Annotated in this window: 3 protein-coding genes; all 3 read right to left on the reverse strand. The window is 45.6% G+C overall.

What is annotated here, in order from left to right:
• On the reverse strand, window positions 1-385 hold a 385-nt coding region (locus tag JF818_RS09505; protein ID WP_198891777.1), incomplete at its 3' end, for a PhzF family phenazine biosynthesis protein.
• A 40-nt stretch (window positions 386-425) separates the two neighbouring features.
• Complete coding sequence (locus tag JF818_RS09510; protein WP_198891778.1) at window positions 426-971, reverse strand: GNAT family N-acetyltransferase; 546 nt, start codon at window positions 969-971, stop codon at window positions 426-428.
• A 107-nt stretch (window positions 972-1,078) separates the two neighbouring features.
• The coding region (rnr, locus tag JF818_RS09515) for a ribonuclease R (protein ID WP_198891779.1) at window positions 1,079-3,020 on the reverse strand (1,942 nt) is incomplete at its 5' end.

A 3,020-nucleotide genomic window follows, 5' to 3' on the forward strand; every position in this document is an offset into this window, starting at 1 on the left:
GTCCGATGGTCTCTGCTGCCCCTTGGTTCATGCTGCAGACATACTCCCTGCGATGGTCGACTGCAACGCTGGTGACCTTTACATCCTTACCATTCAGATGGAACTGGATTGCTTCCGTCTCTTTCCCATTGTGTAGCATATGTATCGCCGCAGCAGCACCAAGGATTGGGTGCCCTGCGAAATCCAGTTCCTCATCCTTCGTGAAAATTCTTGCCCTATATTCGTCGTCCCGAAGTCTTTTAAGAAAAATCGTCTCATACTGCTTCATTTCCCGGGTAATCAGAAGCATGGTTTCACTAGCAGGAAATCGGTCGCAAATCAGAACGGTCAGTCCATTTCCTGTCAGCGGTCCTTTTGAAAATACATCAACATGGTAGTACTGCATAAGCCTTCTCCCTGCTTGGTCTTTATCTTCGATGGTTATCTCAGCTATTTTGCTTCCTGGACCACTGTTCCTTGGTCATGTAGTTTGTGTGACCAATCCTTGTCTCATTCATGAGGGGCACCGGTACCTCTTCACAGGTGTGATGGTAGGTAAAACCAAGCTTCTCTTGAACCCTCTTGGACTGAGTGTTTCCATCGTAATACCCACACCATATTGTGGCAATTCCCAGATCTTCAAACCCATGGCGAATGAGTTCTGTTGCAGCTTCAGGTATATATCCTCTTCCCCAAAAGGGTTTACCAATCCAATATCCCAGCTCACACTCATCGTCACGCTCAGTCATATCGGTATGCCCATTCAGTTTGAGTTCTATGGCACCAATTGCTCTATCACTGCCTTTTTCACAGATTGCATAGCATTCTGCACCGGTGAGCACATTTCGAATTGCATCCAGGCTCTCTCCTACACTTGTATGGGCAGGCCATCCTGCAATCGGGCCAATATCAGCATCCTTGGCATATGCATATAAACTCTCGGCATCCGTCTCCGTCCAAGGACGAAGAGCGAGTCTTTTTGTCTGTAACATCACTCTTTCCTTATCTCCATACATTCACAGCCCTCCCTTCATTGATACAGGAAGACGGATCATCTTAGCCTGATAGTTATGTGGTAATTGAGACCTTTCTTTTATCATCATACAAGCAAAAAGTCTGCCCGTTTCTCCTCTTTGGACACACTCTTTATCTTGATGGTAACCGAGTCCCCCATGCGGTAGACCTTTCCAGTCTTTCGCCCGGTGAGGGTGAATTCCTCCTTATCAAAATCGTAATGGTCATCTTTGAGCTCGGAGACATGCACCAGACCCTCGATGACATAGTGTGAAAGCTCTACAAACATTCCAAAGCTTGCCATACCGGAGATGATTCCCCCATATGTCTCTCCTACCTTTGAGGAGAGGAACTCCATCGATTTGATCTTGATGAATTCACGTTCAGCCTGGGTTGCCCGAATTTCCCGTTCTGAACAGTGCGTACAGATGGAATCCAGTTTCTTGGACAAGGTTGCAGCTTCACCTTTCATTGCTCCCTTCTTGTCTTTTTCCTTGCTCGCATAATACTTCAACAAACGATGTACCACCAAATCGGGGTACCTTCTTATGGGGGAGGTGAAATGGGTGTATGCGTCAAAAGCCAAACCGAAGTGCCCTTCATTCTTTGTACTGTAGTAGGCTTTGGTCATGGATCTGAGGGCAACTTTCTCTATAAAGTACTTGTAGTCAAGATTTTCTATGATGTCGAGGATTTTCCTGTAATCATCTGATTTTACTTCCTTATCGAGTTGATATTTCAGTCCCAACCGTTCAAGGAGGTCAAGGAAGCTTTGTATCGACTCCTTGTCCGGCTTTTCATGTACTCGATAGACAAATGGCTTAGGATTCCTTTTGGTAGATTTTTTGGCAATATGACTGGCAACTATACGGTTTGCAACAAGCATAAACTCCTCTACTAACCGATTTGATTCAATTCTCTCACGTGGTCTGATCGAATAGGGTACTCCTTGTTCATCAAGAGAGATTGCCGCTTCAGAGATATCGAAATCGATAGAGCCCATCTCTTCCCTCGACCTACGAAGGATAAGGGAGAGCATCTGCATAAGATGAATGGTCTTTGCATGTGAATGCTTCTTTCCTTTAATGATTGCTTCAACCTCTTCATAGGTAAATCGGACAGCACTCCTGATAACGGTTTCCCTGATCCTATATTTCTGCACAATACCGCGGGAATCGATTTCCATGATCACGGAGAACGCAAGGCGATCAGTGTTTGGCTTGAGGCTGCAAAGATCATTGGACAGCCGCTCAGGAAGCATTGGTATTACGTTGTTGACGAAATAGACTGAGGTTCCCCGTTCATATGCTTCCTTGTCAATTGCCGATCCCTCACGTACATAATGGGACACATCTGCAATATGCACCCCCAGCTCGAAACGGCCGTTATCCAATTGGACAAGCGAGATGGCATCATCAAAATCCTTTGCAGATTCCGGGTCAATGGTGAAACAAGGAACTGAACGAAAGTCTTCGCGACTCTTCAGCTCTTTTTGCAGATCAAATTCAGGTAACCCTGTCAGTGCCTTATTCACTTGAGTGGGGAATGGAATGGTCAGGTCGTTGTTCCTTGCAACCAAGAGGAGGTCCATCTCCTTGCTCTCCGGCTTTCCCAAGATATCGATGATCTTCCCTGTTACGGTATGGTCATTCTCGTTCCAACCCGTTCTCATGATCACGACAAACTCACCATTCTTTGGTTTTCTTCCAATTTTTGGCGAAGATAAAGAGTCCTTTGGAATGATGATGGGATTGTTGTATCGCTCATCGCTTGGGATGACCGACCCCCCTTCCTTGCTGCTCTTGAAGACACCGATTATCTCTTTGTTCTGCAAGGTGAGAATTTTTACTATTCTTCCTTCTGGGTTCTTCTTGGGTACTTTTTTTACAATCTCAACTGAGACATAGTCTCCATCCATGGCATTCAGCATATGTTCCAGAGGGATAAAGATATCAGTCCCTTTTTTTACGAGCACGAAGCCGAATCCCTTTGCGTGGACAGAAAGGGTACCCTCTATCACTTTACCC

This window comes from Sphaerochaeta sp. S2 (assembly GCF_016406725.1).
Taxonomy (GTDB): domain Bacteria; phylum Spirochaetota; class Spirochaetia; order Sphaerochaetales; family Sphaerochaetaceae; genus Sphaerochaeta.

What these genes read in the sequence shown, in the direction of transcription:
- JF818_RS09510 (WP_198891778.1), bottom strand. Translation starts at nt 971, where the DNA reads ATGTTACAGACAAAAAGACTCGCTCTTCGTCCTTGGACGGAGACGGAT.